The following is a 2,331-nucleotide window of genomic DNA, read 5'->3' as shown; positions in this document are numbered from 1 at the left end:
CGGGGCGCGGCGGCAGCACGCCGCCGCGCCCCGGCCGGTCACGGTTCGGTGTCCGTCCGGGACGGTAGCGCGGGGGCTGTGCGTACGCCGCCCCGGCGACATGGGACGATGTCCCGCATGCCAGCAACGCCGACGCCGAGCGACTCGAACGGACGGTTCAACCGTCCGGACGCCTCGATGTCCCTGCTGACCAATGTGATGGACCACAGCCTGGACGAGGGCTACGCCGAGGCCGCGCGCCGCGGGGACGGTCCGAGCCGGCTGCCGACGAGCCTGCGCGGCAAGCTCACCCTGGCGGTCGGGCTGGCCCTGGCGGCGACCGTGGTGACCGTGGGCGGGGTGAACGCCTCCAAGGCCGAGCCGACGCTCGCCAAGGAGCGGGACGCGCTCGTCCACCGGGTCAACGACGCCACGAAGGCCGCGGACACGCTGCAGCGGCAGGTCGAGGACCTGCGCACGAAGGTCGCGACGGCCCAGCAGCAGGCGCTGCCCGTCGGCGGCGACAACGCGCTCGCCCTGCTCGCCGCCCGGACCGGCACGGGGGAGATCAGCGGCCCGGGCATCAAGCTGGTGATCGACGACGCCTCGGGCACCGGCGCGGGCGGTTCGGCGAGCAACCCGCGGGAGGCCGAGGGGTTCAACAACACCGGCCGGCTGCGCGACCGCGACCTGCAGCTCGTGGTGAACGGGCTGTGGCTGTCCGGCGCCGAGGCGGTGTCGATCAACGGCCAGCGGCTGACGACGCTCTCCGCGATCCGCGCCGCGGGTGACGCGGTGCTGGTGGACAACCGGCCGCTGGTGCCCCCGTACACCGTGCTCGCGGTCGGGGACGGGGAGCGGTTCGCGCAGGCCTTCGACTCCAGCTCGGCCGGGCGCTACCTCAAGCTGATCCAGGACAGCTACGGCATCAAGTCGAGCGTGTCCGTGCAGAAGAAGATGTCGCTGCCGGCCGCGCTCGGCGTGACGCTGCGGACGGCGAAGCCCGGTGGTGCCGAGTCCTCCGCCCCGACGGCCTCCTCGGGCGGCACTCCGCCCTCTGGCAGTGCCCCGCCCTCGGTAGGCTCCTCGCCCTCGGGCAATGCCTCGCCGTCCCGCCCGGCCTCCCGGGCCACCAAGTCGACCGCCACCCGGACAGGAGTACCTTCACCGTGATTGCCGTTCTGGGGCTCGTGATCGGCGTCGTCGTCGGCCTCTTCGTCCAGCCCGAGGTCCCCGACGCCGTGGTGCCGTACCTGCCGATCGCGGTGGTGGCGGCGCTGGACGCGGTGTTCGGCGGTGTCCGGGCGATGCTGGACGGGATCTTCAACGACAAGGTCTTCGTCGTCTCGTTCCTCTCGAACGTGGTCGTCGCGGCCCTGATCGTCTTCCTCGGCGACCAGCTCGGCGTGGGCGCGCAGCTCTCGACCGGTGTCGTCGTGGTGCTCGGTATCCGGATCTTCTCCAACGCAGCCGCGATCCGGCGGCATGTGTTCAGGGCGTAGGGAGAGACACGTCGTGGAACAGGACGACAAGCCGAACGGCACGCCGGTGCCCCCCGCGGAGGAGGGCGCGGCGCCCGAGCCGCGCGAGGCTCTCCGGAAGGCCGGCGAGGAGGCGGCGCCGCCCGTGACCCCGCCGGCCGGCGGGGAGCCCGCCGAGGGAGCCGTCGAGGAGCCGGCCCCCGCCCCCCCCGCCCCCCCCGCCGCCGTCCGTCCGGATCGGGCCGGAGAAATGCCCTCGGAGCGGCCGGTGACCGGTTCACGGGAAGACCGGTTCGGGCCGAACGGGCAGTGGCGGCACCGGTGGTGGAGGAAAACCGTTTGTCCGTCGCGGCGGTGGTGCGACAGAGTGGGCACATCGCGCCGCACAGGCCCAGGAAGGAGCCCGAACATGAACACCCCCGACCGTGTCCAGTCGTATCGGCGCTCCTCGAGTCCCCGGATCGGCGGGACGTCCTCGTAGTGCGCTGACCGGCCCTGTTGCCGGGCCGCCCACGGGGATCGCGCCCCGGCCGGGCGGCCCTTTCCGTGCGCCCGGCAATGCCGGACGGTGCAGCCGGAAACACGCCTGACTGCGGATCAGGAAGGTCGAGGTTCGAATCCTCGTCCGGCCGTGCAGTACCGGGAGAGTTGGCCGAGTGGTAAGGCAGCGGCTTGCTAAGCCGTCGTCGGGGTCACACCCGCGCGCGTTCGATCCGCGCACTCTCCGCACACGTTCCACGACCTTCTCCACCAAGGGCGAGCTGGGCAAAGGAGAGCCCAAGGGCCTGTAAAGCCCCCGCTCCGGCTGTGACGGTTCGAATCCGTCCTCGCCCACCCGTGATGCCGTCACCTGACGGCCCGCCCCGCCGCC

2 protein-coding genes and 3 tRNA genes are annotated in these 2,331 nt (G+C 72.8%); all 5 read left to right on the top strand.

The features are described 5' to 3' along the window. Positions 1-117: 117 nt before the first annotated feature. The 5 genes from ABZ641_RS33575 to ABZ641_RS33555 all read left to right on the top strand — a co-directional run bounded on the left by ABZ641_RS33575 (position 118) and on the right by ABZ641_RS33555 (position 2,294). The gene (locus ABZ641_RS33575; RefSeq protein ID WP_359988042.1) at positions 118-1,152 is read left to right on the top strand and encodes a DUF881 domain-containing protein; all 1,035 of its coding nucleotides are present in this window, start codon (positions 118-120) and stop codon (positions 1,150-1,152) included. Then, positions 1,149-1,481, top strand: coding sequence for a small basic family protein (locus ABZ641_RS33570; protein ID WP_030269510.1), 333 nt, complete (start codon positions 1,149-1,151; stop codon positions 1,479-1,481). The genes ABZ641_RS33575 and ABZ641_RS33570 overlap by 4 nt, the downstream gene beginning before the upstream one ends. A 539-nt stretch (positions 1,482-2,020) precedes the next feature. After that, a tRNA-Arg gene (locus tag ABZ641_RS33565) sits at positions 2,021-2,092 on the top strand. A gap of 10 nt (positions 2,093-2,102) precedes the next feature. Next, positions 2,103-2,187 (top strand) — tRNA-Ser (locus ABZ641_RS33560). Between the two features lie 27 nt (positions 2,188-2,214). Continuing rightward, positions 2,215-2,294 (top strand) — tRNA-Tyr (locus ABZ641_RS33555). The last annotated feature ends 37 nt before the right edge of the window (positions 2,295-2,331 follow it).

It is taken from the genome of Kitasatospora sp. NPDC007106 (assembly GCF_040634455.1).
GTDB lineage: Bacteria > Actinomycetota > Actinomycetes > Streptomycetales > Streptomycetaceae > Kitasatospora > Kitasatospora arboriphila.
The sequence above is the reverse complement of the archived record's forward strand: the minus strand, read 5'-3'. Positions and strand labels throughout refer to the sequence as shown.

What these genes read in the sequence shown, in the direction of transcription:
- ABZ641_RS33575 (WP_359988042.1), top strand. Translation starts at nt 118, where the DNA reads ATGCCAGCAACGCCGACGCCGAGCGACTCGAACGGACGGTTCAACCGT.